The sequence below is a fragment of the Streptohalobacillus salinus genome, assembly GCF_003201605.1.
Taxonomy (GTDB): Bacteria; Bacillota; Bacilli; order Bacillales; family Amphibacillaceae; genus Streptohalobacillus; species Streptohalobacillus salinus.
This window is the reverse complement of record NZ_QJJR01000001.1, coordinates 143,374-168,822: the sequence shown is the minus strand read 5'-3', so window position 1 is coordinate 168,822 and position 25,449 is coordinate 143,374. Positions and strand designations below refer to the sequence as shown.

The 25,449-nt window shown below is 41.1% G+C and carries 27 protein-coding genes and 1 tRNA gene; 8 read left to right on the top strand and 20 right to left on the bottom strand.

Annotation, left to right across the window (positions count from 1 at the left end; translation table 11 throughout):
• Nucleotides 1-145: 145 nt before the first annotated feature.
• From DES38_RS00740 to DES38_RS00730, 3 genes are all read right to left on the bottom strand, one after another.
• Nucleotides 146-1,099, bottom strand: a complete 954-nt coding sequence (locus tag DES38_RS00740) for an L-lactate dehydrogenase (RefSeq protein WP_110250165.1) — start codon at nt 1,097-1,099, stop codon at nt 146-148.
• Between the two features lie 237 nt (nt 1,100-1,336).
• Complete coding sequence (locus DES38_RS00735; protein WP_110250164.1) at nt 1,337-1,543, bottom strand: hypothetical protein; 207 nt, start codon at nt 1,541-1,543, stop codon at nt 1,337-1,339.
• Between the two features lie 303 nt (nt 1,544-1,846).
• Nucleotides 1,847-1,919, bottom strand: a tRNA-Arg gene (locus DES38_RS00730).
• Nucleotides 1,920-2,139: 220 nt separating this feature from the next.
• Between DES38_RS00730 and clpP the strand changes: the two genes are divergently transcribed.
• Nucleotides 2,140-2,754, top strand: a complete 615-nt coding sequence (gene clpP / locus DES38_RS00725; protein WP_281267678.1) for an ATP-dependent Clp endopeptidase proteolytic subunit ClpP — start codon at nt 2,140-2,142, stop codon at nt 2,752-2,754.
• Nucleotides 2,755-2,920: 166 nt separating this feature from the next.
• Here clpP and DES38_RS00720 read toward each other — a convergent pair whose 3' ends face one another.
• Nucleotides 2,921-3,271, bottom strand: a complete 351-nt coding sequence (locus DES38_RS00720) for a YlbF/YmcA family competence regulator (RefSeq protein ID WP_110250162.1) — start codon at nt 3,269-3,271, stop codon at nt 2,921-2,923.
• A 184-nt stretch (nt 3,272-3,455) separates the two neighbouring features.
• Between DES38_RS00720 and DES38_RS00715 the strand changes: the two genes are divergently transcribed.
• Both DES38_RS00715 and DES38_RS00710 read left to right on the top strand, forming a co-directional pair.
• A complete protein-coding gene (locus DES38_RS00715) occupies nt 3,456-4,346 on the top strand; it encodes a PucR family transcriptional regulator (protein WP_110250161.1) in 891 nt (296 codons plus the stop codon).
• Nucleotides 4,347-4,585: 239 nt separating this feature from the next.
• Nucleotides 4,586-5,689, top strand: a complete 1,104-nt coding sequence (locus tag DES38_RS00710; RefSeq protein ID WP_110250160.1) for an ABC transporter ATP-binding protein — start codon at nt 4,586-4,588, stop codon at nt 5,687-5,689.
• A gap of 173 nt (nt 5,690-5,862) precedes the next feature.
• Here DES38_RS00710 and DES38_RS00705 read toward each other — a convergent pair whose 3' ends face one another.
• The 4 genes from DES38_RS00705 to DES38_RS00690 all read right to left on the bottom strand — a co-directional run bounded on the left by DES38_RS00705 (nt 5,863) and on the right by DES38_RS00690 (nt 9,149).
• Nucleotides 5,863-7,221, bottom strand: a complete 1,359-nt coding sequence (locus tag DES38_RS00705) for a class II fumarate hydratase (protein ID WP_110250159.1) — start codon at nt 7,219-7,221, stop codon at nt 5,863-5,865.
• Between the two features lie 278 nt (nt 7,222-7,499).
• Nucleotides 7,500-7,940, bottom strand: coding sequence for a VOC family protein (locus DES38_RS00700; RefSeq protein WP_245881932.1), 441 nt, complete (start codon nt 7,938-7,940; stop codon nt 7,500-7,502).
• 50 nt (nt 7,941-7,990) lie between these two features.
• Nucleotides 7,991-8,794, bottom strand: a complete 804-nt coding sequence (locus DES38_RS00695; RefSeq protein WP_110250158.1) for a M15 family metallopeptidase — start codon at nt 8,792-8,794, stop codon at nt 7,991-7,993.
• Nucleotides 8,795-8,903: 109 nt separating this feature from the next.
• Nucleotides 8,904-9,149 (bottom strand): IDEAL domain-containing protein, encoded by a 246-nt coding sequence (locus DES38_RS00690; protein ID WP_110250157.1) that lies wholly within the window; start codon nt 9,147-9,149, stop codon nt 8,904-8,906.
• A 170-nt stretch (nt 9,150-9,319) separates the two neighbouring features.
• Here DES38_RS00690 and DES38_RS00685 point away from each other — a divergent pair, with 170 nt between their 5' ends.
• Entirely contained in the window at nt 9,320-10,252 is a 933-nt protein-coding gene (locus DES38_RS00685) for a cation diffusion facilitator family transporter (RefSeq protein WP_110250156.1), read from the top strand.
• Here DES38_RS00685 and DES38_RS00680 read toward each other — a convergent pair.
• The 5 genes from DES38_RS00680 to DES38_RS00660 all read right to left on the bottom strand — a co-directional run bounded on the left by DES38_RS00680 (nt 10,182) and on the right by DES38_RS00660 (nt 15,162).
• Entirely contained in the window at nt 10,182-10,472 is a 291-nt protein-coding gene (locus tag DES38_RS00680) for an AzlD domain-containing protein (protein ID WP_110250155.1), read from the bottom strand. The two genes, DES38_RS00685 and DES38_RS00680, sit on opposite strands and share 71 nt — an antisense overlap.
• On the bottom strand, nt 10,472-11,146 hold the full coding sequence (locus tag DES38_RS00675; RefSeq protein WP_110250154.1) for an AzlC family ABC transporter permease: 675 nt from the start codon (nt 11,144-11,146) through the stop codon (nt 10,472-10,474). Before DES38_RS00675 ends, DES38_RS00680 begins: the two co-directional genes overlap by 1 nt.
• Before the next feature lie 67 nt (nt 11,147-11,213).
• Complete coding sequence (locus DES38_RS00670; protein WP_110250153.1) at nt 11,214-11,621, bottom strand: ABC transporter permease; 408 nt, start codon at nt 11,619-11,621, stop codon at nt 11,214-11,216.
• Nucleotides 11,622-11,885: 264 nt separating this feature from the next.
• Nucleotides 11,886-12,641 carry a type I methionyl aminopeptidase gene (map, locus tag DES38_RS00665; protein ID WP_110250152.1) on the bottom strand — a complete coding sequence of 252 codons (756 nt, stop codon included), beginning with the start codon at nt 12,639-12,641 and terminating at the stop codon, nt 11,886-11,888.
• 253 nt (nt 12,642-12,894) lie between these two features.
• Complete coding sequence (locus DES38_RS00660; RefSeq protein WP_110250151.1) at nt 12,895-15,162, bottom strand: glycoside hydrolase family 127 protein; 2,268 nt, start codon at nt 15,160-15,162, stop codon at nt 12,895-12,897.
• Nucleotides 15,163-15,354: 192 nt separating this feature from the next.
• On the opposite strand from DES38_RS00660, the gene DES38_RS00655 reads away from it, so the two are divergent.
• Nucleotides 15,355-16,215: an AraC family transcriptional regulator gene (locus DES38_RS00655; protein WP_110250150.1), complete on the top strand. Its 861-nt coding sequence runs from the start codon at nt 15,355-15,357 to the stop codon at nt 16,213-16,215.
• A gap of 70 nt (nt 16,216-16,285) precedes the next feature.
• Here the strand turns inward: DES38_RS00655 and DES38_RS00650 are convergent, their stop codons facing one another.
• Nucleotides 16,286-17,047, bottom strand: a complete 762-nt coding sequence (locus DES38_RS00650) for a (S)-benzoin forming benzil reductase (protein WP_110250149.1) — start codon at nt 17,045-17,047, stop codon at nt 16,286-16,288.
• Nucleotides 17,048-17,392: 345 nt separating this feature from the next.
• Here DES38_RS00650 and DES38_RS00645 point away from each other — a divergent pair, with 345 nt between their 5' ends.
• Nucleotides 17,393-18,535 carry a trans-sulfuration enzyme family protein gene (locus DES38_RS00645; RefSeq protein ID WP_110250148.1) on the top strand — a complete coding sequence of 381 codons (1,143 nt, stop codon included), beginning with the start codon at nt 17,393-17,395 and terminating at the stop codon, nt 18,533-18,535.
• Nucleotides 18,536-18,630: 95 nt separating this feature from the next.
• Here the strand turns inward: DES38_RS00645 and DES38_RS00640 are convergent, their stop codons facing one another.
• Nucleotides 18,631-19,674, bottom strand: coding sequence for a metal ABC transporter solute-binding protein, Zn/Mn family (locus DES38_RS00640; RefSeq protein WP_110250147.1), 1,044 nt, complete (start codon nt 19,672-19,674; stop codon nt 18,631-18,633).
• A gap of 352 nt (nt 19,675-20,026) precedes the next feature.
• Between DES38_RS00640 and DES38_RS00635 the strand changes: the two genes are divergently transcribed.
• A complete protein-coding gene (locus DES38_RS00635; protein ID WP_110250146.1) occupies nt 20,027-20,389 on the top strand; it encodes a Na-translocating system protein MpsC family protein in 363 nt (120 codons plus the stop codon).
• Nucleotides 20,390-20,614: 225 nt separating this feature from the next.
• A complete protein-coding gene (locus tag DES38_RS00630) occupies nt 20,615-21,832 on the top strand; it encodes an OFA family MFS transporter (protein WP_110250145.1) in 1,218 nt (405 codons plus the stop codon).
• A gap of 113 nt (nt 21,833-21,945) precedes the next feature.
• On the opposite strand, the gene DES38_RS00625 is transcribed toward DES38_RS00630, so the two are convergent.
• The 5 genes from DES38_RS00625 to DES38_RS00605 form a co-directional block, all read right to left on the bottom strand.
• Nucleotides 21,946-22,209, bottom strand: a complete 264-nt coding sequence (locus DES38_RS00625; RefSeq protein ID WP_110250144.1) for a metal-sensitive transcriptional regulator — start codon at nt 22,207-22,209, stop codon at nt 21,946-21,948.
• A 22-nt stretch (nt 22,210-22,231) separates the two neighbouring features.
• Nucleotides 22,232-22,603 (bottom strand): hypothetical protein, encoded by a 372-nt coding sequence (locus DES38_RS00620; RefSeq protein WP_245881931.1) that lies wholly within the window; start codon nt 22,601-22,603, stop codon nt 22,232-22,234.
• A gap of 172 nt (nt 22,604-22,775) precedes the next feature.
• Nucleotides 22,776-23,270: a GNAT family N-acetyltransferase gene (locus DES38_RS00615; RefSeq protein WP_110250143.1), complete on the bottom strand. Its 495-nt coding sequence runs from the start codon at nt 23,268-23,270 to the stop codon at nt 22,776-22,778.
• 192 nt (nt 23,271-23,462) lie between these two features.
• The gene (locus tag DES38_RS00610) at nt 23,463-24,821 is read right to left on the bottom strand and encodes a dipeptidase (RefSeq protein WP_110250142.1); all 1,359 of its coding nucleotides are present in this window, start codon (nt 24,819-24,821) and stop codon (nt 23,463-23,465) included.
• 18 nt (nt 24,822-24,839) lie between these two features.
• The gene (locus DES38_RS00605; protein ID WP_110250141.1) at nt 24,840-25,313 is read right to left on the bottom strand and encodes an S-ribosylhomocysteine lyase; all 474 of its coding nucleotides are present in this window, start codon (nt 25,311-25,313) and stop codon (nt 24,840-24,842) included.
• Between the last annotated feature and the right edge of the window lie 136 nt (nt 25,314-25,449).

Here is a 25,449-nt window from a genome sequence, read left to right as displayed (position 1 = left end):
GTGCGAAAAACGTCCCAGTTAACTCAAAAAAATATCCAACACCAGTAATCATACCAAAGATTTGATCTTTTCACAAGGTTTTTCAAACCAATAATTATCCCTTAAGCTGAGCCAAAGGCTCACACTCAAGGGATAGGTTACTTATTTAAATGTTCAAATTCTTATACATATCTTTTAGTATGTTTGCCGAGTTTTCTAATTGTTCTTGCTCTAATTCTGATAGATTCAACCGTAAAATTTCTCTTACCCCATCAGCATTAACTACAGCAGGTATCCCCATATAAACACCATCAATGCCGTATTCTCCGCCAAAGTAAGTAGACACGGTTAAGATTGAATTTTCGTTATAAAGCAGAGCTTTTGTTAAACGGGCAAGGCCCATTCCAATGCCATAGTACGTGGCACCTTTACGTTCAATGATTTGATACGCTGCATCTCGAACATTTTCAAAGATGGCTTGCATATCACGATCCTCAAAAAAGTTATTGAGTTTCCCGTATACGTTTAAAGGCAACCCACCAATGGAGACGTGACTCCAAATCGGTAATTCTGAGTCTCCGTGTTCACCAACGATATAAGCATGCACGTTACGTGAATCAACATGGAAGTAATCACTAAGTAAATAGCGGAAACGTGCCGTATCTAAAATTGTTCCTGAACCAATGACACGCTCTTTCGGTAAACCTGATGCTTTAAATGCTACGTGTGTTAACACATCCACAGGGTTTGAGGCAACAAGTAAAATCCCATCGAAACCTGATGCCATGATTTGATCAACGATGCCTGTCATAATCTTTGCATTCTTAGAAGCTAAGTCAAGCCGGGTTTCTCCAGGTTTTTGGTTGGCACCTGCGGTAATCACCACTAGATCTGCATCCTTACAATCTTCATACTTTCCCGCTTTTATTTTCATCGGTGAAGCAAAAGGTACGCCATGGTTTAAATCGCGGGCTTCCCCGTCCGCACGTTCAAAATCCAAGTCAATTAACACAAGTTCACTTACCGTCCCTTGATTAACTAGTGCATATGCATAACTCGATCCGACAAAGCCAGTACCAACAATGGCTACTTTTTTTGTTTTGTTTAATTTACGATCCAAATCAATCCACTCCTTATAACAGAATCAACTTATCTTTAACAAGTCCTACTATTTAATATACCCAAAAGCAGAAAAAAGTATGTATCTTATTTAAAATTCCCGGTAAATGGTACAGAAGTTTTGTTAACGATGACTTTTTAATTGATTGCAGTTTGTATGATTTTAAAGTCTGCTCTCTCCTAACAATAAATAAAAAAAGATAAGAATCGCAGGCATTCTTATCCCATTTTACACCGATTATATATTTATATTCCGTCTGAATAAACGGCTAAACATTCGTTTATTCACTTGTTGATTAAGATCCAGCAAATAAAAGAAATAGCCACTCACAATCAGAACGGCACCATATTGGATGGTCTGTGAAAATCCAAAAATAGATTGCAGAGCCATGGCTTCCCAACTAACGACAAAAATAATTAACAACCACACGAACCATTTCATCATATTCAATACCTCTTTTTTTAAAACTTACCTTATTATAAGCTAGCTACCAAAAAAATCAAGTTGATTTTAACCCCTTCAAAATATTGAATCCGCTACCATCATGATGGTTACACCTTATTTATACCCTGAATTTTTTTCAATTCAAGCGTGTTTGAACACACCTTACCTACACCAGATCTGTCCACGGCTAAGTATTAATAACCCTGAACACTCCCCATATCTAGCAGAGAGTTGTAGACAACTCGAGACAAAAAGAAGCAACGGCAAACCATCGTAATGATGATTTGCCGTTGCTTTTATTAGCGCGCTCGGAGGGATTCGAACCCCCGACGCACGGTACCGGAAACCGATGCTCTATCCCCTGAGCTACGAGCGCATGTTTAATTCAGACAAAGATTATTATAACCGATATGGAGGAGAAATACAATGTGAGATTCACAAATGTTTTTAATGGCTCATCCGAGCGTTACAAGAAAAGGTCTGTTATAATATGATGGAACGACATGCCAATCACTACTAATCTTAAAATAAAGGTGTTTAATTTGACCTTTATTGACCTTTTAGGTACTATATAGGCATAGTCATATGGCGACATAATTTTTAATGAATCAAAGGAGGACAATACAATGAACTTAATTCCTACAGTTATTGAACAAACCAATCGTGGGGAACGTGCTTATGATATTTATTCACGTTTACTTAAAGACCGTATCATCATGTTAGGGAGTGCAATTGATGATAACGTTGCAAATTCAATCGTGGCTCAACTGCTATTTTTAGAAGCAGAAAGTCCTGATAAAGACATTTCAATTTATATCAATTCTCCAGGTGGCTCTATCTCAGCTGGGATGGCTATCTATGATACAATGCAATTCATTAAATCAGATGTTTCAACAATCTGTGTAGGTATGGCAGCTTCAATGGGGGCATTCTTACTAGCAGCTGGTGCTGAAGGGAAACGCTATGCTCTACCAAACAGTGAAGTCATGATTCACCAACCCCTTGGCGGGACACAAGGTCAAGCATCTGATATTCAAATTCACGCTAAACGTATCATTGAAATGCGCGAAAAATTAAATGCAATTCTAGCTGAACGTACAGGTCAACCAATTGATGTTATCGAACGTGATACAGATCGTGATAACTTCATGACTGCACAACGGGCACTTGAATATGGTTTAATCGACAAGGTTATGGAAAACAAAAAATAATTGATATTCACCCATTTAAAAAGAGAACAGCACACGCTGTTCTCTTTTTGTTTCATCATTCCGAAACCTTCTTCACCGGTTTTAACGAATAACGATGCAATACATGTAAAAAAACAAGAATAAGCCCTGCACATCAGCGATGCGCAGGGCTTATTTGAGCTCAAACTTATTCAGCGTGCTCAGCGTATAATTCTTCTAATGGCTTAGTAATTGTACGGCTAATGCCATTGATAAATTCGTTCACTTTTTGTTCTTCTTCCATCAAGTGAGAAATCGCTTCGTGTTGTTGAACGGTTTCTACGACTTTACGCGCTTGTTCAACTTCCTCTTCAGTAATTTCTTGGCCTTGCATTTGTTTTTGTTGTAGTTCGATTTGTGTGCTACGGAAATCATCAAACATTTTTTTAGCAATTTCGTCGTTCATTACTTTTTCGTAAGCTTCCTTAAGGTTGTTGAATTCTTCACTTTCACGAATGGCTTGCTCTAGTGCTTGTGCACTTTCTTGAATATTAGACATAAATTTAAATCCTCCTAAATAATTTAGTGACCGCGTTCGGGTCAAATTTATCACTTTCTAACTATAACAAACTTCGTTACGATATCCAAATGAAACCGGTTGGTCAGATATATTTCCTTTTAAATTCATAACCGATTCAATCTTTGTTATAATGAAAGAAGCCTAAAAGAAAGAGGAATAACAGATGATTAATCAGCTTAAAAAAATATTCACTTCACTTACTACTGATGAACACACCAAAAACAAAAAAGACTATTTATGGTTTAAAACCGATGATCATATTGTTTTTGGTATTCAAAAATCAGAATTAGATTCGAAAGAAACAACGTTGCTCGATTTGTTCCTAACACCATACAACGGCGCTTATCCACCCGTATCAAGACGCGAACAAACATGGTACGACTGGATTTTCGAGGGCACCGACGCGACCTTTAAAGCTGCGCCAAAAAGTTACCGCTATATCTACTTTTCATTATCTCAACCCCTTAGTGACCCTGAAGACTTTAGAGCGGCCATTAAAGGGTTATATGAAGAAGCACCTGCGGTGATTTGGTCATCAGAACAATCAGGCGTAATAATCGAAGAAAATCGCGCAGCTGAAGATGAACAAATCACCTATGATGAAATGGTCGAAGTATTTACAAGTGACTTCTTTATTGATGTTCACTTTTTCATCGGCCCTTATCTTACTGATTTACAACAAGCACAAGTTTACTTTCAATGGATGGAAACGTACTTTGATTATTTAAGTACCTTACAAATCAAACCCGTAATGACTTACATCCGAGCCGTTCCTTATCTGCTTAGTAGCTTTAAGGAAGACCATCATGCCCAGTTTCTTGTTCATGCTGTCTTAAAAGACACCATTCATGATGATGAGTTGTTACGAACGATTCAGATCTTTCTAGAAGCGAATTCAAATGCCTCACTTGCAGCGAAAGAAATGTATATGCATCGGAATAGTTTACAATACCGCATTGATAAATTTATTGAGCGGACCGAAGTCGATGTAAAACAATTTGAAGGCGCAGTAAGTATCTATTTGATTCTTCTCCTCAAACGCCAACTTGATTAGTCTTGGGCAATGTGCCTAAGGCTTTTTCTATCCGTTGTGCACATTGCCGAAACCCTTGCTATGACTCGCTTCAATCGTTCATTCTTCGAGCAAATGAAACCGTTCCCTTAAGTATATGTAAGCGTTGCACAAAGGCTGTGTTACTTCTTTGTGCAACCTGTCCATTTACCAACCACAAATTTTTTTGTACACTTGGTTCATGAAATAAAACGCTTTCAACTTTTAAGGAGGAACAAAAAATGGCAGAGTTAAGTTTAAAACATGTAGATAAGATTTATGAAAAAGACGGTGTTAAAGCAGTCGATGACTTTAACCTTGAAATTAAAGATAAAGAATTTGTTGTATTCGTTGGTCCATCTGGTTGTGGTAAGTCAACAACACTTCGTATGATTGCTGGACTTGAAGAAATCTCTGGTGGCGAATTCTACATCGATGACAAATTAATGAATGATGTTGCACCTAAAGACCGCGATATTGCGATGGTATTCCAAAACTACGCCCTTTATCCACACATGAACGTTTACGACAACATGGCTTTCGGGCTTAAGTTACGTAAGTTCAAAAAAGACGAAATCGATCGTCGTGTTAAAAACGCAGCACAAATTTTAGGTCTTGAACCTTTCTTAGATCGTAAGCCAAAAGCTCTATCTGGTGGTCAACGTCAACGTGTTGCTTTAGGACGTGCGATTGTACGTGATGCGAAAGTATTCTTAATGGATGAGCCTTTATCAAACCTTGATGCGAAACTTCGTGTTCAGATGCGTGCGGAAATCCAAAAATTACACCAACGTCTTCAAACAACAACAATTTACGTAACACACGACCAGACAGAAGCGATGACAATGGCAACACGCCTTGTTGTACTTAAAGACGGTGTCATCCAACAAGTTGGTGCACCTAAAGAAGTGTACGATAAGCCAGACAACGTATTCGTTGGTGGATTCATTGGCTCACCTGCAATGAACTTCTTCACTGGTAAATTAGAAGAAAACGGCTTCCGAGTTTCTCCTAAAACATTGATTGAAGTACCTGAAGGTAAAATGAAAGTCCTTCGTGATCAAAATTATATCAACAAAGATGTTATCTTAGGCGTACGTCCTGAAGATATCCATGATGAACCGGTATTTGTTGACGCTAACCCAGGTTCAACCCTTACTGCAGAAATCGAAGTAGCGGAGTTGATGGGTTCTGAGTCATACCTATACTCTAAACTAGATGAACAAGATTTTGTCGCACGTGTTGATTCACGTACTGACATCAACGGTGGCGAATCACTTAAACTTGCATTTGATATGCATAAATGTCACTTCTTTGACGTAGATTCAGAGCACCGCATTAAATAATTTGTGTATACCCCCTTATATACAAGGAGAGGCAAACGTTCACCGACGTTTGCCTCTCTTCTATTTTTCACTGCCAGTATCTAACGCAGCTTACCGCTAACCATTGTTCTCTATTGATTTACAGCAACCAAAAAGACATTGCGAAAAACAAGCAATGTCTTTTTGACTAACAATTATTCCACCATCTTTTTCGGATCAAGCAACCCGTCACAAGTCATTTCATCGAGCAACCCACGTTCGATTACGACTGCTTTTAATGTTTTGCCTTCTTGAAAAGCTTGTTTTGCTACGGCAGCTGCTTCTTCATAGCCAATCGCAGGTGTTAAAGCTGTGACAAGCATAAGTGATTGATCAACATTGTCTTGCATCACTGCTTCATTGATCGCAAGCCCACTAAGCGCGCGAATGGTAAAGGAATCAATCGCATCACTTAATAAATCAATCGACTGCATCACGTTATAAATAATTACTGGTTTAAACACATTCAATTGAAAATGTCCTTGACTTGCAGCCATGCCAACTGCTGTATCATTGCCCATCACTTGAACCGCCACCATTGTGAGTGCCTCAATTTGAGTTGGATTCACTTTACCAGGCATGATTGAACTCCCCGGTTCATTAGCTGGAATGGTGTATTCACCATATCCTGCACGCGGACCACTAGCAAGGAAGCGAATATCGTTACCGATTTTCATCATATTTGCAGCTAGTGCTTTTAAGGTGCCATGAAAACGTACCAATTGATCATGACTGGTTAAGCCGTGGAAATGGTTATCAGTTACTTTAAACGGTTGACCGGTATAATGACTTAGTTCCCGTGCCACTGTTTCACCAAATCCATCCGGTGCATTTAAACCCGTACCAACTGCTGTTCCACCAATTGCTAATTCCATCAGTTGCGCGACATCTTCTTTTAACAACGCTTCAATTTTTTCAATCATTGCACACCAACCACTAATTTCTTGGCTAACTTTTAGTGGTGTCGCGTCTTGAAGATGTGTACGTCCGATTTTTACCACGCCATCAAATTCAATTTCTTTTGCTTTTAATGTTTGTTTGATTCGTTTCAAAGCAGGTGTCAGTTTTTCTTCAATCGCAAGCACTGTTGCCACATGCATCGCGGTGGGAAAGGTGTCATTTGAACTTTGCGAACGATTAACATCATCGTTTGGATGCAGGGAAAGCTGATCACTTGAACCGATGAAGCTTAGCACTTCATTAACATTCATATTCGTCTGCGTGCCACTTCCCGTTTGCCAGACCGATAACGGAAAGTGCTGATAGTCAGGCGCATGTAACCATTGATCACAAGCAGTCACGATGGCGTCTGCTTTTTCTTTTGATAAGGCACCAAGCGTTAGGTTACTGCGTGCTGCACTGCGCTTTAACATGACAAAGGCCTCAATTAAACCTTTTGGCATCGTTTCTTCACCAATAGGAAAGTTTTTAAGACTTCGTTCTGTTTGTGCCCCCCAATACTTTCCCTCTGCGACTTCCAATTCACCGAACGTATCTTTGACAACTCTGACCATATATTTGCCCCCTGAACAATTGATTTATTATATGATTTCGATAATTCATTATAGCATATCTTTACTTTTAATAACCGTTTGATTGGTGCCGTTCTAATTTAATCACCATAGAAGCTCAGTCATCCGGCTGCCACCTCTAGCTGCAGTCATCCATAACCAAAAAAGCAGTTATCCCCACCAACAATGATTCCTCTGGTGTTGATACTGCTCATTATTTGGTAAACGCCCCCCACTTATTCCTCTTGCAGGCTACTGTTAGCGGGTGCTTCATAAGTGCGTTAAAAAACTAACATCTCGTCCTCATCATAGCTAAAACCCGGTCCCCAAGCTACTTCGAAGACATAACCATCCGGATCACTAAAATACCCATGATAGCCGCCCCAGAATACATCCGTTGGGACTTTTAAAAGTGTCGCACCTGCCGCTAGTGCCAAATCAATGACTGTATTGACTGCTTCTTTTTCTCGCACGTTAATCGCTAGCGTGAATCCGCTAAACCCTTGACTGACCGCTGGTGGATCTTCTGCATTAATATCTTGTCGTAAGTCATCCAAGGGGAACAGTTCAAACTTCGTACCAGTTGTGTTAAAAAAGATCACTGCCGGTGAATTATCCGTCTCGTTCGTTTCAAAACCTAAGCCATCACGATAGAATTTGATTGAAGTCTCCATGTCTTTTACACCTAAACAAATAATATTAATCCGGTTAATAGCTGACAATGTTCTCACGCTCCTTTCTATTTTCCTAGCACGTTGTGCTAGCTAACCACTTAATTCTCTTCTTCTTCGCTTCCAGGATAATGAAAACCGAAATATTCTTCTAAGGTGATCCCCCGATTATAAATATCTTCAGCAATTTCATTTCCAACATAACGCAAATGCCAGGGCTCATAACTATAACCCGTAATCGCTGTTTTCCCTTCGGGGTAGCGGACAATAAAACCAAAACGATGGGCGTTTTCTTTCACCCACATACCGGCATCGGTGCCGCCAAATCCCTGTTCTAATAGGACCGCATCATTTCCTTGTACTGAAACATCCATTGCCAGTCCTGTTTGGTGTTCACTCGTTCCCGGTTTGGCAGAATAACGATCGGCATGCGCTTGTCCATTATTGGCAACATTGCTTTCATAAATTACACGTTGTCTGTCATAGGTACGGTACCCTGAAACCGCAACAAGTGTATATCCCTCTTGATCTGCTGTTTGAAACATCTTCTCGAGTGCTGTTGCTGCTTCTTCACGCATTAAGCGCCGATTGTCGCCAACAGGGGCATAATATAACACATCTGCTTCTGTTAAATCTGGTGGTGCATATCCTTCAGGCAACTCACGCATTTTATTGACATAGACCATGATACTATCTGGGTTATCGACGATATACAAACCTGTTTCCGGATCAATGCCTTGACTATAAATATTTGTTTCTTCACGTCGAATCACTAGTTTTTCTTTTTTCACGAAGGTGGACCCTCGTTTTGGCGAGTGGAAACTTCCTTCTACCTGATTGGTTTCTGTTGCACAGCCAACCAAAATAGCTAAGAGTAATCCAACTGTAATTAGTGTTTTTTTCATTTTATTCACCTCATTTTTTCTCCTTATACTATATCATAACTGAAGGACGAGGTGAGTCATCATTTGTGTTCAAAAAAAGACTAGGACCTATGCCTAGTCTTAACGCGTGCTAATATTCTATGGTATAGTGATTATATGTTTTACTTAATTGTTCAAACGTTTCTTGATCGTTCTGATCAATGGCTGCGTCGATGGCTGCGTCAAAGCGAGCTTTGTTCCATGTTGAAACTAACTCATCTAACACCAACTGCGCATAAAGGCTGTTTTCAAAGGAAAAATCACGTTTGGCAATCATGTATTTGTTAAAGCCGCGGTGATAACGACGGATGTAATAACATACTTTTTGTTTCTTCATGGACACTCACTCCCTTTTCTCTCACGCCTATTCGACGTTGTTTAAATTTACTATTATATACCCTTGTGTAAACGGTTTAAACATATAGAAAGAAAATTAAAACGTACAACCCCATATTAAACGACGTCCCCCTCTGCGCGGGTCTGATTAATACGATTGGAGTGAATGGCATGCAAACGTACCATCAAATGAAACAAGGTGAACGGGGTGCGATGATTTCGATTACTGTCTACCTTGTGTTAAGTATCATTAAATTACTGGTCAGCGGTTGGAGTGGCTCGAGTGCACTTTTTGCCGATGGTTTGAATAACGCCACGGATGTTCTAAGTTCTGTTGCGGTACTGGTTGGTTTAAAAATCGCCCGTAAACCACCTGATCACAACCACCACTATGGGCACTACCGCGCCGAGCTAATCGCAAGCCTCGTCGCCTCATTTATTATGGTCACCGTTGGGGTCCAAGTGTTAATTAGCGCTACACAAACACTCTTAAATGGGACGTACTCAGAACCTTCTGCTCTTGCGTTTTGGACAGCCCTACTTAGTGGCGCAGTCATGTATCTCACTTATTTGTTCAATCATAATTTAGCGAAAAAAATTAACAGCAGCGGGCTTAAAGCAGCCAGTCTGGATAACCGTTCTGATAGTTTTATCAGCTTCGCCGCAGCAATTGGTATCCTGGCAAGCACTTTCGGCATGCCTATCTTAGACCCCCTACTCGCAGCTTTTGTCGGTGTGATTATTATCGTGACTGCATTTTCAATTTTCAAAACAACGAGCCACACACTAACGGACGGGTTTGATCGTGATACGGTCATGACCGTCAAAGATGCAGTCTCTCGTGCCGATGGTGTCCTCGGTATTCGTGATATTCGTGGGCGTAAGCTTGCGAATCAGTCGATTTTGGATATGATTATTTATGTTGATCCGACTTTAACCGTTAAAGATGCCCATGACATAACCGATAGAATCGAAATCATGTTAAAGCATCGTTTCGGCATTCAACACGTCACCATTCACGTCGAGCCGTCGGTCATAGAAGAAGATAAACCACCGAAACAGACAAAAGCACCACAAGAACAAGCGGCACCCGAACAAGACTAAGGACGGTGGCAACAAGGCCGGCACCCACGCCAATCCAGGGACGGTCTTGAACAACGGTTAAAATCCCAGGGAAAATTAGCGCGCCTAAGATGGCGTAAGGAATACCTTCTAAAAACCAGGTCAATCGCTTCGGGATAATCATCCGGTCCATTAAAAATGCTGGCAAAATCCGGGGAATGACAGTAACAAGAAATAAACTGACGAGAAGTAAGACTGGCATCACACTTCCCCCTTCTTAAAAACGTTTAATGTACTGGCTAGTAGTGTTGCTAAAATGAGGCTAAAGCCACTATTGATGACCAAGCTGAAACTATAGTTTAATACCATCGCAAGCACAGCAATCCATAAGTAACGCATTGCTTTCTTAACTGCTGGTACGAGCAGGGCAATAAACATCGCATATAAACTAACCCCAAAACTAATCCCCAGTTTTGACGGAATCAAGAGTCCAACAAAACCACCCAGTAAACTGCCGAACACCCACGCAAGGTATCCAGCCATGAATAAACCTAAGAAGAAGTGATAGTCCCTATCCTCATCAACGTCGGACAAACTAAAAAATGAAAACGACTCATCCGTTGTCTGTGCGCCGAGTACCAGTTTCACAAAAAACGGTGCCTCTTTTAACCGATGCATCATCGCAAAACTCATCACAAAATGTCGAAAATTTAAGACAAACGTTGCGAGAATAATTTCTATGTATAAACTGCTTGCTAACATCATGTTCACAATCATAAATTGACTTGCCCCGCCAAAGACGAACACACTCATCATTGTAATCTCTCTTACAGTTAAGCCCGCTTCAGTCGCAATCACACCATAGGCTAATGCAATCGGTAAGTACCCAATGACGATGGGCACTGCCGCCAACATCCCTTTTAAAAATGATTTCAACGCCTATCCCTCCCTCTCCTGTTTTCTCTTTTATCCCTACGCAAAAGATGAGCGTTCGCTCACCTTCTCACGGGTTCCTCTTTCTAGTTTTGTTAACAATCAATAGGGAATAAACGCAGACAATGAAGAAGGTAATCGCAAGCGGGTAACCCATCAATACAAACACATCCATGTGTTCAGCTAGACTAACTTCACCCCATTCAAGCCACATACGCAAACCCATCCCAAGACTACTCAGCAACAGACTCATGGTGACAATACGAAAAATTTGTTGATCAAACAGGGCACTAAATATACTTGCAACAACAAAATATGTATACGCTGATAAAAATAAAAAATACCCATCAAATCCCTTAAAACCAGGAATGACAAACGTAAAGCTGACACCTGCCATAAAAACTAACATGCATGCAGCAAAGATCATAAAATGTAATCGTTTTTCTTGAACACGGCGTGAAAATTGTTCACCAAACATTGCATTTCCCCCTTTCGTCTTCTCTCGCTTGAAGCCATCTGCCAGATATTGCTCGTTGACGAAATGGTTCTTACATAAACTTGAAATTTTGTTAACCTATATTGTATCACAATTATCTTTTTAGTCGTACCTTTCAACTAATCTGATGATGTTCATTTATTATCACTGATTTAAAAGTAGCCGGTAATAGCAACACCTTATTTTGATAATTATAACAATAGCCTTCAGGTTGATAAAAAAAGTAGTTAGCTCACGTTCAGCTAACTACTCTTTATCTTGTTCAGTTAAGATAAGTGGTTCATCTTTAGTGACAATCAACGTGTGCTCAAATTGGGCCGAGCGTCCACCATCTGTGGTCCGTGCCGTCCAACCGTTAGCATCCATCTTTGATTGCCATGTGCCTTCATTGATCATTGGCTCAATCGTGATCGCCATTCCTTCTTTAAGACGTGTGCCTTTATTGGGTTGACCATAATGAGGGATATGTGGCGGCTCATGAATCGTTGGTCCAATCCCGTGACCCGTAAAATCACGAACAACACTAAAACCTTCACTTTCTGCGTACGTTTGGATTGCGTGTCCAATATCACCAATACGGTTTCCCGCTTTCGCTTGTGCCATACCCAGGTACAAGGCTTTTTTCGTGACATCGAGTAACTTCTCGGTTTTTTCATCAGGTGTGCCAACAGCATAGGTCCAAGCAGAATCTGCTAAACCTCCTTTATATTTTACCACCATATCAATCGTGACAATATCACCAGCAACTAATGCCGCGTCACGAGGAAAGCCGTGACAAATCTCATCGTTAATCGATGCACACGTCGCATACGCATACCCTTGGTAACCTTTTTGTTCAGCAGTCGCCCCGTGTTTTTCAAGGTAACGTTCGACAAACTGATCTATCGCTTTCGTTGTTACACCAGGTTTAATCATTTTTTTAATTTCTTTATGCAGATTTGCCAGTAATTCACCAGCTTCTTTCATCATTTCGATCTCTCGTTTACTTTTACGTTGAATCATCGTCTTGTCCCCTTTCATCTCTCATACTATAACATATTTTTATTTGTCTACGCCATTGTCTAACAAGCAAAAATGTGCCTGATTTAAACACTCTAGACCTTTGTAAAGAGAAGAAGGGGTTCTGATCAAACTAAAATGGATCGTTAAGTACACGCATGCCTTATCACAGGCATTTAAAATGACGCTACCCTAAAAAACACATCAACTCAACAGATGAGGATGTGTTTTTATTAGGTTTCGTTTCACTAGATCTTTATACTTTCGTCAGTAGGCGAATCCCGTAGAACCCACCGGCAACGGTTTGTTGGCGTGAAGCTAGCGTTAAAGTGATGTGCGCTTTATTTTTCGTTAACGACGGTGGAATGGGGTAATCAATTTCTAATTTCTCTCCGGGGTGTGTTGACTGCAGGTGTTCAGTCGCAATCGGCACCCCATCAATTAGAAGATCAAATAAACGCGGATAGATTTCGCCGGCAACTGGCACCGGTCCGTCCCCTCCGAAATAAGTCATTCTTAAACTAAGCGGTTGATCATTTGTTTTCAATTGATAACGGATAAAGCCACCATCAAACGCATCACGCCAATGTCGATCTAACACATCCAGATAGCCCACACGTGAGCGTTCTGTTTCAACTTGATGATCCGTTTCAGGCTGCTGTTCGCCCGGTTGGATCTGATCAACCGTCCGTCTTAGAAGTTCACGGGCGTGTTCTGCTTGTTGATCGGAATGATTTTGATAAGCTTGCTCAGATAGATGGCGGAAATATATGGTATAGCGTTCATGGTGGATGGCATAAAACGGCACCAACAAGAAGCTTTCCCCGTGTGGCATCGCAACGGGCTTCGTTTGAAAGGTCAATTCACCGATCGCAACAGGCTCAACAAGTGCTGGCGATGGTAAGTTAGAAACCAACGGACCCACCTCAATCGCAGGGTAATGGTTATACACTTGGTGATCTCCGACCACGTCTGTGTTCGGGTAGTTTTCACGACCAAGTTTTGCCGCGAGAACGATCGGACCATAGCGATAGCTAATTAGTGATTTATCTTCTTTGTGATGATAGACATTCAGCCCCATCGGTAACTGGTAAGTGAGTGTGTCTCCTTCATACCAGGTACGCGTCAGTTTAATGTAACCATCCACGGCAGCTGTTGTTACCGGTTCACCGTTAATTTCTAGCCGCATGTCGTTCGCTAGCCATGCGGGGCGTCTAATGAAAAGCGACAATTCAACCGCATTCCCTGCCGTCACGGTTAATGCCCCTGTTTCTTCATAAGGAAAAGCTGTTGTTTGTTTAAATTGTATCGCATGTTGTTCTAACGTGATTGTTGAAGCTATAAAGAGATTTAAATAAAGCTCTTGATCCGTTGCTGTGTAGATATGATTGGTGTAACGGGCCGGATTTTCCATCCCACTTCCTGTACAGCACCAAAAAGCGTCTTCTTTATCACAATAGACTTTGAAATGGCCAGGATCTGTCGCAACAAAGTATGTTTTGCCCCCACTGTCTGGGTCTTGTGAAGCTAGAATATGGTTATACAGTCCTCGTTCATAGAAATCATTCAATCGACCACTTTTGTTCCACTGAAACATATACTCGACGAGCTTCAACATATTATACGTGTTACACGTTTCAGTCGTTAGCCTCCCTAACGGTTCGGTATCTGACTTACCGAAATGCTCGCCAATACTGTTGCCACCAATCACATATGATCGATGCGTGACCACTTGATTAAAGAAAAATTCAACGATCGCTTTATATTTTTCTTCCTTCGTCACTTGATACAATTTCGCTGTCCCAATCACTTTTGGAATCTGAGTGTTCGCATGTTTTCCAGCTAAATCATCAATTCCTTCTGCAAGTGGGTCTAAAATCACATGGTGTTGAAACCGTTTCGCTAATGTCAGGTAACGCGTCTCGCCTGTTAAGAGATAAATGTCTGCGAATACTTCATTCATGCCACCGAATTCACAGATTAACATCCGCTGAAACTGTTCATCCGTCAACTGCTTCAAATGACGTTCTGCCCAGTCACTTAAGTTGAGAACAATTGTTTTTGCTTTATTACAACCGGCATAATGATAACAATCGATCAGACCGGCAAATATTTTATGAATGCTGTACCAAGGCACCCAAGACCCTGCTAAGGAGAAAGGTTCAACGCTAAAATCTCCGGTGAAGACCTCGTCAAAACACGCACGGTTAAAACCACTCACATAGCCTTGATCGTCAAGGGCTTGAATGTCGCTAAGTTCCTCAATTGTATAATCGAGTCGTTCCTTAATGGTTTGATCTTTCGTTGATTGATACATGATTGCTGTTGCCGATAAATAGTGGCCCAGTGAATGGCCAGCAATCTCCATCGACTCCCATCCCCCATAACGTGGTTTTTTTGCGACTTGCCCTTGTGCTTCATAACAGGGCGCTAATAATCGATCTGGATCTAGCGCCAGTAAAAATGCTTTTCCTGTTTCTTGTGATTGTTTGAAAACACCTTCATCTAATTGGACGTGATCCATCAAATCATCCTTTCATTCTCCTACTAAGTCTCGTAGTTGCTTGTGTTTTAAGTATCCACAATCACTCATTAAAAAACCATATCAGTACTTCGCTAAAACCTATCTTTTTTTTAGGTGATTTGCTAAACTATCACTAGACAAGATTCATTGCTTTAGCCAAACAGGACAGGCAGAAAACAGAGGTGATACACCATGGATCCCATATCGATACGCACAGACCAATTACCGCTTGTGCAAGAGATTGGCTACTTAACTGATCCCCTAGGAGAAATCATTCATCCCGATCGTACATTTCTAACTATAGATGTCTTTTTATTTGTCGTTGAAGGTGCGATTGAAGTAGTTGAAGAGGATGTCGCAGTTACCGTTACAGCAGGGGAGTATCTTTTTCTTAAGGCAGGCTGTCATCATTTCGGGACGAAACCGTTCCAACAAGGGACACGCTGGTATTACTTGCACTGGTTCAGTCAAGAAACAGCATCACTCGAAGACTATCCGATCGAAGCTTCTTCTTTTTTTACAACGAAAGCAAGCTACAATAAAAAACTTAGCTTTGAACGCCAGGGGATTGTCACTCAACCACAATGGCTCATACAAACATTCAAACAAATTTTAAAACAAACGGAAGCAACAAGTCTAAAACAGAGCATTGCTGTCTTTGATATGCTCTATCACTTCTATTTACAACAACGTGAGCCCATCAAACCGAGAAACCAGCAAATCGTTGCGCAGGTTCTTCGTCTTATTGAAGACAAGCCCAAACAATTAAGCAGTCAAATGATTGCCAAAGCACTTCATCTCAATTACAGTTACATTTCAACCGTCTTTAAAGAAACAACAGGTAAAACCATTCGGCAAGTGCGCTTGGAGAAACAGGTTGCTCAAGCCATAGACTATTTTCACCAAACGGACTTAAATGTGAGTGAAGTTAGTGAAAAATTAAATTTCCCAAACCCTTATTACTTTAGCCGGGTCTTCAAACAAGTGACTGGCATGAATCCTCGTGATTATTTGTCAGGGCGTTACCACAAACGAAACAAGGACAACAGCTAAGTTTGGCTGTTGTCCTTGTTTCATCTTATAAGTTAACTGATCACTAACTGTCACGATCCTTGTTGCTGACTTAATCCATATAATCATGAATTGAATACGTCTCTCCATTTTTCAGGCCTTGTTCATCCGCTAACAATTCAACAATCACTTTTGCGACAACATCGGTATCTCGCAGTTGATCATTGTCTTTATATGCTTTAAAGGTATCCACCGCTTTAAACTGTGATTCGTTCGTCTCGCGAATACTTCCTTGCATGTTGGTATCCATGATACTTGGATCGAATAACACAACTTTGTGACGCTCATCACGTTCTGCCGTCTCAAGTGCAACCGTTTCTGTATAACGGTTGAGCCCTGCTTTCGTTGAGCCATATAAACTCCAACCGTAAGTTGAACGATTCGCCGCACCAGAGGTAATGTTCATAACAATGACTTGTGCATGCGCCTTTGTTGCTTGACTCAACAAGGCAGACGTTGTAATCATCGGTGCCGTTAAATTGGTATCGACATGTTTTTTAATTGCTTCAATCACATGTTTTTCAGCACGATCGATGGGATTGACCGTGGCGGCATTATTAATCAAATAAATGTGTTCGGTTGTTTGTTTAAAAACGAGCGCATTAATTTTTGCAAGGGCGTCTTCTAATGCTTCATGATTAGAAATATCCACATAGAAAGGATAAAACGGCACCCCAATGTCTTCACTGTAACGCAAGAGCTCCTTGTTTTTACTCCGACTTAACCCTAGAACTGCGACACCCTGATCAAGCATTCGCTTAGCAACCGACTCACCTAAACCACGTGAAACACCAGTAATAATTGCATATTTCATTTCATAGCCTCCTCAGTTTTTTAACGTCCTAACGCCGTTCTTAAAAGACTTAGGCTAGACAATTAACGCTTTTACAATCCCCACTTAAAACGCATTAGCGTCAAAGTGCCAGGTAAGCGATGCGTTAGCCCGTTACGCTCTCTAGTATACCGAATAACTGCAACAATTTTAAGTCATACCTCAAGCTATCAGAAAAATAACCCTTTTTTGATCCTACTAAACGCGATGGTAGCTAATCGCACGTACTTTATTCTGAATGTTTAAACATTCAAACCGTTTAAGCTTGCAAAACTGCTGCTTGATAGCGTAAAGTATTTACTAAAGAAACCGAAGGGATGAGTGAGAATGACCAAATCATTTGAAACACGTGCTGTACATATTAATCATGAGAAACCATTACCAACCAATAGTAAAGTCACACCGATTTACCAATCCAGTGCGTTTAGCTTTAAAGACCTTGATGATGTCGAAGCTTTCTATCAAGGTAAGAAAGACTATTTATACTCGCGCGTTGGGAACCCTAATCCTGATGAGCTCGCGGATAGTGTTGCTCAACTTGAGGGTGCACCAAGCGGGGTAAGTGCTTCATCTGGTTTAGCCGCCATCTTAATTGGCGTTCTCTCAATGGTTGAGGCTGGTGATGAAATCATTGCTTCGACGGATATCTATGGCGGTACCTATGAACTCTTTCAAACCGAACTCACTAGCTTTGGCATTACCGTCCATTTCGCTGATTTTAAAGACATTGACGCTGTTGAAGCATTAATCACCGATCAAACCAAATGTTTATACACGGAATCGATTACCAATCCATTGTTGTATGTTGAAGACCTTCAATCAATCGTTGCGTTAGCTAAGAAGCATCAGCTTAAAACGATGATTGATAACACCTTTGCTACCCCGTATTTGATTAACCCCTATTCAACAGGGATTAATCTCGTTGTTCATAGCGCTACAAAATATCTAGGGGGCCACAGTGACATTACGGCTGGTGTGGTGGTTGGTGATAGTGAGTTAATCCAAAAGGCAAAAACACGTGGGGTCAACTTAGGTACAACGCTCGCACCGATGGAAGCTTGGCTAACCGTGCGCGGCATTAAGACACTAGCCTTACGGATGGAGAAACAAGTAACCAATGCCCAAGCATTAGCGACGCGCCTCACCGCCCACGAAGGGGTTAAAACGGTTTACTACCCTAAACATGCGAGTGAAAAGGGAAATGGTGCCATTGTCACGATTGATTTAGCGGACCCGATTGATGTCGGTACCTTCTTTAAATCACTAGGATGGGTTAAAATTGTACCCACTCTAGCTGGAGTGGAAACAACGGTTTCATACCCTAAAACAACTTCTCACCGTGCCTTACCAACAGATGTGCAACAATCCCTTGGTATAACGGAAGGGCTTGTGCGGATTTCTGTCGGGATTGAGAACATTGATGACATCGAAGCTGCTTTTGTTCAAGCCATCAACGCAGCTAAAAAGTAACAAGAATATAGCCAGCAGAAATGCCGGCACAAGCATGGTTTTCATTCCATCAAAAAATGCATCGCCCGAGCTAACAAGGGCGATGCATTTTTTCATTATTTATTCATTAATACTTCTTCTAAAACAGCTAAATTTCGTTCCATTAAACTAAAATAATCTTCATTATTTGCTTCATCATCACTTGTTAAGGTAGAAATGTTGTGTAATTGTCTGACTTCAAGGTTCGCCTCTTCGGTGATCACTTCAGACACTTGTGACGTAATATTCTGTTCAAAGAGAATGTAGTTTAAATTCTGATTTTCAACAAGATCAAGAATTTCAATCAGCTGACGTTGTGACGGTTCATTTGATGGCGAAAGACCTGAGACCGCAATTTGTTCAATACCAAAATCACGTGCCCAATAGTTATAAGCCGCATGTGTCACGAGTATTGTTTTATCATCCAAACCATCAATCGTATCATGGAAATCCTGATCTAATGCTTCTAGTCGCACTTTTAGCGCTGCAAATCCTTCTCTAAATGCCGCCTCATGCTCAGGAGCTAACTCAATTAACGCTGTCATAATATTTTCACTCAGTTCAATCGAAGATGTTGGACTTAACCAGACATGACCATCTACATCCCCACCGGCGTCTTCATCGTCATGCGCATCATCGTCACTGTGCTCGTCTTCATCCTCGTGCTCATCTTCTGCGTGATCATCCTCATCGTCATGTTCATCCTCGTGATCATGTAAATAAGTAATCAATTCGATGCCTTCAGCTGCTTCTAAGAATGTTACCGATTCACCAGAAAGCGAGGCTTCAATATTTTCTGCATACGACTCTGACGTTTGTTCATTGTAAATAAAGAGATCGGCTTCTGCAATCTCAATCATTGTTTTTGAGGTCGGTTCATAGGTATGGGCATCACTACCAGAAGGTAAGATTGACGTCGCATTAATGTATTCTCCACCAATTTCATTGGCAAAAAAGGCAAGTGGATACAGTGTCGTGATAACGTCCAATCTGTCTTCATTCTGAGTGTCGTCGCCATCTGTTCTTCCGCGCGTATCTTCCTCTTCATCTGCTTGACAAGCGCTCACAACAAGTAGACCTACTAATACTAAGATGAAACCAAACCATTTCTTTTTCTTCATTCTAATTCCCCCTAATTAACCTGCTTAGTCATTTAATCTAATCGAATTATATCGTAATGATTACGCTTTGTAAATAGTAATCGTTACGTTTTGTTTAAATATGTCCTTTTACCTAGTCGGTAAAGCAGCAAATTAAACGTCTCGTTCGGTTTTTTGATGACGGCCCTTCCATCAAGCAAGAAAAGGATGATTATCGAAGCATTGCTTGTGAAAGCGCTCCATAAATAAACGAAAGATTTTCAAGATTGAAACAATTCAATGAATGTGGTATAGTAACTTAAGTTAAAATCATCTGTGCCGACAAACAACCCGGTAACCATGATTAGCCAAACTATTTCTGGAGTGAATGTTCATGACAAAAGGACAAATTGAGTCGAAAATAAACGAAGCAATCAGTAAGTTTGAAATTGAACAAATGGGACGTGGTCCCGAAAAAATCAAAACACTCATTTATCAAGATTTAATCATTATTCGATTACAAGGCTTTCTCAGTCAATCCGAGAAAAACCTTGCTGAAACGCTCGAAGGTGTCGAGTTAATCAAAAAAGTAAGAACTGCGCTTTTTGAAAAATCGCGAATAAGTCTAGAAAACGCCATTAAATCCGTCGTCGATGTTAATGTCGTAAGCACCCATTCAGATGTAAGTACAAAATCCGGAGAAAAGATGATCATTGTTGTCGTCGATAAAAACCTGGAAGAAACAATCAACTCATAACCATTGGAAGACAAATCGAAGGGTTACAAACCAGTCGATAAGTAAGCCAATAACACATGGTGCAGATGCGCCATGTGTTATTGGCTTTTTTTAATCGTTAGTTGGTCAAAGTCATCGCAGCTTTATGCGTCACTCAACAGGCGCTTAAACGCTTGTGAAGCTTAGTGAAAGTTTTTGTGTTCACGGATAACTGATTGACTTAAAAATTAAAGGAGCGTGAAATAGATGCAGGTATTTGCTAAAACGAGCACCAAAGGTGCTCCCCCATACAAGCGGTGGTTATTCATATTTTTAGGGATTATTATTATGATGTTTTTAGGGACCGTCTATTCCTATAGCGTCTTTAGGGTAGCACTCGAAGAAGAATTTCAACTCGGTGCATCCGAAAGTGGGTTACCTTATATGTTCGCCCTAACGTTTTATGCCGTTTTCATGTTGATTATCGGAAAATATATGCGCACCTTCCACCCACGCACGCTCATTTTATTTGGTGGCATGCTTGTTGCGACAAGTTGGGTTCTCGCATCATTTAGTCCTAATATCTATCTCTTGACGATAAGCTATGGACTGGTGGGTGGAGCTGGTGTCGGTATTGCATATGGTGTGATGATGAATGTGATTGCCCAATGGTTTCCCGATAAGAAAGGTTTGGCTTCTGGCTTAGTCTTACTCGGATTTGGTCTTTCCCCACTCGTTACTGCACCAGTTGCACGTCTATTAGTCGAACAATTTGGCGTCATGGATACATTTCTGATCATGGGCATCAGTTTTGCTGTTATCCTCCCCTTTTTAAGCGTGTCATTCAAATATCCGAACGCTGATGATGTGGCTCCATACCTTAATAAAACAGTAACCGATGACTTATCAGAAAACTTAACCTCAAACGAGATGTTAAAAACAAAAAGCTTCAAAGGCATTTATCTTAATTTCATTATTGGTACCTTAATTGGCTTAATGTTAGTTGGGATGACTTTAAGTGTTGGTGTTGAGTATTTTCATTTGGATGCGGCAACGGTTACTGGTTTGATGGCCCTGTTTGCTGTCTTTAACGGACTCGGACGTCCAACATTCGGTTGGTTAACAGATCATTACTCCGCTCGCTTTTCCATGTTACTTTCGTATCTGTTAATTATGACAGCGGCACTTAGTCTTATCCTCTTCCACCAGTATGCCATTGTTTATCCGATTGCTTTTTCTATCTTTTGGTTTAACTTAGGGGGCTGGCTGGCGATTGCACCAACCGCTACCTTAAAACATTACGGCATGTGGCACTATAGCCAGAACTACGGCTTAGTCTTTACCGCGTATGGAATTGGTGCAATTATCGGTGTCCTCAGTTCAGGCATGATGATTGACGTGTTTGGAAACTATCAATATATCTTTTATTATGTAATCGTGTTATGTGTATTAGGGATGGGGATTACGCGGAAATACATCAAGTAACCGAAACCCTTCCTCCGTCGTTCCAGCATCTGTTCACCGGTAGACAGCTGAGTGAATTCGGTGACAGATCTATTTTAACCAAAATAAAAAGCCTTAGTCATTCTTCACAATGACTAACGGCTTTTTACAAGTAATTCAACGGCATCTTCAACATATTTCTGTGGATCTTCAACGCCATTTGCTTCTGCATCAATCACACAGTTTACTAAGTTCGAGCTAACAACCAATCCCATTGTCCGGTCTATCGCTGTTCGAACCGCTGACATTTGGGTAATGACTTCTTTACAATCTTTTTCATCTTCCATCATCTTAAGAATGCCGCGCACTTGACCTTCAATCCGTTTCATTCTATTTTTAACTTGTGGTGTGTAATCCATTATGCTGCACTCCTTTTTTTATCTACGATGCAAATTCGGCAAGGTATTTTTTGCATCGGCAAGGATCATTAATAATCGAGTAACCTGCCACTCGGTGGCCAGATCGCTGCAATAATCGAATGCCAATGTTTCTCTCTACACGATCACTAGCTACAACGTAAATCTCACGTTGAGGTAATCCATGATGGTGCCGCTTAATATAAGCAATTGGTAACGCAATTGCACCGATAACAACTTCTTTAGCAGACTCGCTGTAATCTCGCAAATCAACGATCGTTGCCTTGTTTTTTAACTCTGTTTTGTTGACACATTTAACGCCTCTAACAGGAAAATAACGTGTATATAAAAGATAGCCAACCCAAACGCCGGCGAGGATTAACAAAACATACGGCACTTTTTAAACCTCCTCGATAAATAAGTCACTATTTATATTGTAACCATTCCAAATCGGAACGTCAAACAAAAACACTGGCTAATTCAGGAATGGCCTCATTTCCTAAACGAACCTCATCCACCTGAGGGCGGTCATCGCGACACTACAAGCCATCGTTATTTGCTTTAGCTTGTTACGCGTTTATTTCGAAATAAAACCCGTCCTCTGTTTCTTTAACCATGCGAAAGCCGGCGTTTCGTAACACGTGGTACGATGCTTGATTAGCTTTATCGCAATGTGCCGTCAGCATTTTAACACCTGGTTGTCGTTTCCCCCATGCCGTCATCGCTGTGACCATCTCAGTCGCCAGACCGCATCCGCGGTAACGCGGCATAACGCTATAGCCGATATCCATGCGACCCGCTGCATCAGGACCGCCTTTAAAACCAATATCAGCCATTATCGTGTTGGTTTCTTTCAAGATAACAAAGCATTCAAAGGCAAGCGCTTCAGGGTTAGCTGTCATGTGTTCAATTTTAAATGGAAACATTGCCAGGTAGTCTGCGGCTGGATACCCTGCTTCCACATTTACTTCAGCAACCTGTCGAAAGGCAGCTGGGCCCTTTATAGCAGCTCTCATCATTGCTAAGGTAAAGGGTTTAATCAATAGCCGGCTTGTTTCTAGCATCTCAACCACGCCCTTCTGTTGATTTCATTCTTCGTGTTGGTTTAACACCTTGTTTTCATTGAATCAAAATCATTGGATCCTGCTCATCCCTCGCTATCCCTGTCACCAGTGCAGCTAACACTCAGCACACGAAAGGATCACCCAAGTGGATGACCCCCAGTTCTTTCTCCTTATAAACAGAAACTAGCGGACTTAGACGTTCATATAAAAATCAATCAACGTCTCAATCCCTAAATCAAAATTCTTCAATGGAAAGCTTTCATTCGGTGAATGAAGCCGGTCACTTGGCGTCCCAAAGCCAAGTAATACAACAGGTATCTTAAAGATATCGTCAATCCACTCGACCACTGGAATCGAGCCACCCATACGCACAAAAACAGCCGTTTTATTAAACGCTTTTTCGTAACTCTGACTCGCTTGCACAATGAGTGGATGATCGGGGTCTACTTTATATGCCTTCGCTGAAAGTGGTTCACGCTTAATCGTGACACGTACGCCGGTCGGTGTGTGCGACTCAATATGATCAACAAGCAACTGTTGGATTTTTTCAGGGTCCTGACCAGGAACTAATCGACAGGTTAGTTTAGCTGTAGCTTTTTCTGGAATAATTGTCTTTGTCCCTTCCCCCTGGTACCCACCAAATAAACCATTCACCTCAAGCGTAGGTCGACCCATCGTGTGTTCAACAGCAGAATATCCCTTCTCTGAGACCGTTTCCGGAATATTTAATGTTGTCTGATAGTTCTCACTTGGCGCCGCTTGCATCAATTGACGTTCGAACTCCGTTAAGGGTTCAACATCCTCATAAAAGCCTTCAACTTTGACGATTTCATCGGTATCTTTCATTGAGGCAAGCAGATGACTCATAGCCATCAATGGATTTCTCACCGCGCCACCGTACAAGCCTGAGTGTAAGTCGTTATTTGGTCCAGTCACAGTGAATTCTAATCCCGTAAAGCCTTTTAGACCGTAAAGAATTGTTGGTTGATCTTCGGCAACCATTCCAGAGTCTGATACAATCGCAAAATCAGCATCAAATTGATCTTTTTTCTCGCGTAACCGTTGATAAAGATTCTCGGAACCAATTTCCTCTTCGCCTTCAATACAAATTTTAACGTTCAGTGGCAATTCACCCGTCGTTTTCATCATTGCTTCTAGCGCAACTAAATGCATAAAAACTTGTCCTTTATCATCGCTTGCCCCGCGTGCGTAGAGGCGACCTTCTCTTACCGTCGGTTCAAACGGTTCAGATGTCCATAATTCATAAGGATCTGCTGGCTGTACATCATAATGCCCGTAGATTAAAACCGTTTTTAAGGCAGGGTCTTTTACATACTCAGCAAAGACGAGTGGATGCTTAGCCGTTTCTTCAATACGCGCTGTATCAAATCCGATTCCTCTCAGGTAATCACGGACAAAAGATGCAGCGCTAGTCATCGCTTCTTGATGTGTTGGGTCGGTACTTACACTTTCAATTCGTAAGAATTGATCTAATGCGTTTAAGTGTGCATCTCTATGTGTTTTTGCATATTGCTTGACTTGTTCTATCAATTGTTTTCACGTCCTTTTCTACACTTGATCTTCACCAAAAACATGACGCCATTGGTCTTTTTTCGCTAACATCTTCTTCGCGTAAATTTTAGCATCGGGTAAGCTATGGTTTGCAGCTCGTCCGCACTGGGTTTCATTCGCGGCTGGAACTTCTTCCGCGTTGACACAATCGTCTAACGTTTTCGCAAAACCTTCAATGATCGCATCATACGAACTCTCATTCAGGACACTGAGATAAAAGCCTGTTTGACAACCCATCGGTCCGATGTCTAACACACCCTCTATGTGATTGCGAATATTTTCAGCCATTAAGTGTTCCAAGGCGTGTAAGCCAGGCATTTCTAAGTGATCGTCGTTCGGTTGAGTGAAACGCAAGTCATATTTATAGACCGTATCGCCGTGCGAACCTGTGGTTTCGCTAACTAAACGTACATAAGGCGCGACTACTTTTTTGTGATCAAGGTTAAAACTTTCAACGTTCATCTTCTTCATCGTTTACCATCCTCATCTCAATTATTGTTCGTCCTAAATCCTTTACTTAGGAATGCTTAGGAACGATTCATGACGCTACATCTAACATACCATAATTTAGTTTCTTCAACAATTTCGCTTTGTGACTTACATTTAG

What these genes read in the sequence shown, in the direction of transcription:
- DES38_RS00735 (WP_110250164.1), bottom strand. Translation starts at nt 1,543, where the DNA reads ATGATGAAATGGTTCGTGTGGTTGTTAATTATTTTTGTCGTTAGTTGG.
- DES38_RS00720 (WP_110250162.1), bottom strand. Translation starts at nt 3,271, where the DNA reads ATGTCTAATATTCAAGAAAGTGCACAAGCACTAGAGCAAGCCATTCGT.
- DES38_RS00715 (WP_110250161.1), top strand. Translation starts at nt 3,456, where the DNA reads ATGATTAATCAGCTTAAAAAAATATTCACTTCACTTACTACTGATGAA.
- DES38_RS00710 (WP_110250160.1), top strand. Translation starts at nt 4,586, where the DNA reads ATGGCAGAGTTAAGTTTAAAACATGTAGATAAGATTTATGAAAAAGAC.
- DES38_RS00705 (WP_110250159.1), bottom strand. Translation starts at nt 7,221, where the DNA reads ATGGTCAGAGTTGTCAAAGATACGTTCGGTGAATTGGAAGTCGCAGAG.
- DES38_RS00695 (WP_110250158.1), bottom strand. Translation starts at nt 8,794, where the DNA reads ATGAAAAAAACACTAATTACAGTTGGATTACTCTTAGCTATTTTGGTT.
- DES38_RS00690 (WP_110250157.1), bottom strand. Translation starts at nt 9,149, where the DNA reads ATGAAGAAACAAAAAGTATGTTATTACATCCGTCGTTATCACCGCGGC.
- DES38_RS00685 (WP_110250156.1), top strand. Translation starts at nt 9,320, where the DNA reads ATGCAAACGTACCATCAAATGAAACAAGGTGAACGGGGTGCGATGATT.
- DES38_RS00680 (WP_110250155.1), bottom strand. Translation starts at nt 10,472, where the DNA reads ATGCCAGTCTTACTTCTCGTCAGTTTATTTCTTGTTACTGTCATTCCC.
- DES38_RS00670 (WP_110250153.1), bottom strand. Translation starts at nt 11,621, where the DNA reads ATGTTTGGTGAACAATTTTCACGCCGTGTTCAAGAAAAACGATTACAT.
- map (WP_110250152.1), bottom strand. Translation starts at nt 12,641, where the DNA reads ATGATTCAACGTAAAAGTAAACGAGAGATCGAAATGATGAAAGAAGCT.
- DES38_RS00660 (WP_110250151.1), bottom strand. Translation starts at nt 15,162, where the DNA reads ATGGATCACGTCCAATTAGATGAAGGTGTTTTCAAACAATCACAAGAA.
- DES38_RS00655 (WP_110250150.1), top strand. Translation starts at nt 15,355, where the DNA reads ATGGATCCCATATCGATACGCACAGACCAATTACCGCTTGTGCAAGAG.
- DES38_RS00650 (WP_110250149.1), bottom strand. Translation starts at nt 17,047, where the DNA reads ATGAAATATGCAATTATTACTGGTGTTTCACGTGGTTTAGGTGAGTCG.
- DES38_RS00645 (WP_110250148.1), top strand. Translation starts at nt 17,393, where the DNA reads ATGACCAAATCATTTGAAACACGTGCTGTACATATTAATCATGAGAAA.
- DES38_RS00640 (WP_110250147.1), bottom strand. Translation starts at nt 19,674, where the DNA reads ATGAAGAAAAAGAAATGGTTTGGTTTCATCTTAGTATTAGTAGGTCTA.
- DES38_RS00635 (WP_110250146.1), top strand. Translation starts at nt 20,027, where the DNA reads ATGACAAAAGGACAAATTGAGTCGAAAATAAACGAAGCAATCAGTAAG.
- DES38_RS00630 (WP_110250145.1), top strand. Translation starts at nt 20,615, where the DNA reads ATGCAGGTATTTGCTAAAACGAGCACCAAAGGTGCTCCCCCATACAAG.
- DES38_RS00625 (WP_110250144.1), bottom strand. Translation starts at nt 22,209, where the DNA reads ATGGATTACACACCACAAGTTAAAAATAGAATGAAACGGATTGAAGGT.
- DES38_RS00615 (WP_110250143.1), bottom strand. Translation starts at nt 23,270, where the DNA reads ATGCTAGAAACAAGCCGGCTATTGATTAAACCCTTTACCTTAGCAATG.
- DES38_RS00605 (WP_110250141.1), bottom strand. Translation starts at nt 25,313, where the DNA reads ATGAAGAAGATGAACGTTGAAAGTTTTAACCTTGATCACAAAAAAGTA.